This is a genomic window from Bacillus sp. 05T22 (assembly GCF_056396765.1).
Window position 1 is genome coordinate 1 of the sequence record NZ_JBFTMC010000230.1, and the last position, 1,831, is coordinate 1,831.

Here is a 1,831-nt window from a genome sequence, read left to right on the forward strand (position 1 = left end):
GCCCCATTATAAATATACAAATAACGGCCGTTGTTTTATAATCATTCAAATATAATAAAAAAGAAGAGGTTGCCATACCCATCATCGTAATAAAAATAACTTTATGTTTAAACTTTTTTAAAAAATAGATAGCAATCAATCCTGCTATAATTCCTCCTACTGAAAATGCTATCTCAAATATTGAGTAGAGTCCGCTACCTCCTTCAAACTGTTCTGCAAGAGGTAATAATAAGGTTGTTGTCATTTGTATACTGATGCTATTTAAAATGGATAAAAACAGTAAGTATTTCATACCTTCTGTTTGATTAATAAAATGCCATCCCGATATTAATTCTGCAAGATAGGATATTCTTGTAGTTTTAAATTTTTTAGGGCTCATTCTTTTTATGGAAGAAAAGAAAATAGCCGCAACTAAAAATGTTACAGAATTAATAAAGAAACTGGTAGCTAAAGAAAATTTAACTAGAAATAACCCAGATATACCAGTTCCCACTATTAATGCTGCTTCACTTAATGAAGATGCTTTTGATATGACAAATGGTATATCATGGTTACAGAATGCTTCCTTGATAAATGCAGAAGATGCAGGTTTATAAACGGTGTAGCAAACTGCTAATAAGAATTGCATAATGTAAAAAACAAATACTGATTCAAATTTTATGAAAATAAGAATTGCCATGATTAAAACAAGTACAAATCGAATACTATCTGTTAGAACAACAATATTTTTAGAATCATGATGATCTACATAAACAGACACAAAAGGTGTTAAAATGACACTTGGTATATAATAAATAGCGATCATTAATCCGATAGAAGTTGATTGTCCTGTTAAATGAAAAATATACCATAGCAAAGCAATTTGCTGAATTCCATCCCCAAATCCGGTAATGCTAACCCCTAATAAATATTTCAATTTATTACTCATAAAATTACCCCTTATATAATAGTTACTTTCATTTTAGGTGCATCACTTCAACAGAGTAAATTACAACTTAATTATCTTTATTTATAATTTATTCTTATAGGGGTCACCATACATCACTATCAAGATAATATAAATTTGTATCCATAAAACGAAAAAAACGCTATTCTTTTTGTAGAAATATACAGAAAGGATGGCGTATTTGTTATGAATTTATCGATTTTTGATGAGTTAGAATTGTTTTCTAAAGAACTGCAACGATATATGTCACCTGATGCTTTAGAGCAATTAGCTAGAAATGCAGGATTTGTGAAACGAAAAAGTAAATACCGCGCACAAGATTTAGTGGCCCTATGTATTTGGTTAAGTCAAAACATAGCTCATACTTCATTGACACAATTATGTAGTCGATTAGAAGCTAACACAAGCATTTCTATGAGTCCAGAAGGACTCAATCAACGCTTTAATTCTCAGGCTGTTCAGTTTTTACAACAACTTTTAGCACATTTACTTCACCAACAATTTTGTTCTTCTAGCAAGATCCCAACTTTGTATAGAAATTATTTTCGGCGTATTCGTGTATTGGATTCTACACATTTTCAGATTCCGGATAAATTCACTTCCAAATATCAAGGCTCAGGTGGAAGTGGTCAAAATGCTGGCGTGAAAATTCAATTAGAGTATGATTTACTAAGTGGTCAGTTTCTACATGTTGATGTAGGATCAGGAAAGCACAATGATAAAACGTATGGTTCTACTTGTTTAACGTCCCTTCAACCGAACGATGTATGTATACGTGATTTAGGATACTTCGACTTAAAAGACTTACATACTATAGAAGAGTGTAATGCTTATTTTATTTCAAGATTAAAGCTCAATACACGTATATATCAGAAGAATAAAGAG

Annotated in this window: 2 protein-coding genes; one reads left to right on the plus strand and one right to left on the minus strand. The window is 31.0% G+C overall.

Annotated elements, in window-relative coordinates:
- Positions 1-928 (minus strand): MFS transporter (locus AC1DIT_RS28015; protein WP_476998594.1); only part of this gene is annotated, 928 nt, incomplete at its 3' end.
- A gap of 204 nt (positions 929-1,132) precedes the next feature.
- Here AC1DIT_RS28015 and AC1DIT_RS28020 point away from each other — a divergent pair.
- A partial coding sequence (locus AC1DIT_RS28020) for an IS4 family transposase (protein ID WP_476998595.1) occupies positions 1,133-1,831 on the plus strand: 699 nt, incomplete at its 3' end.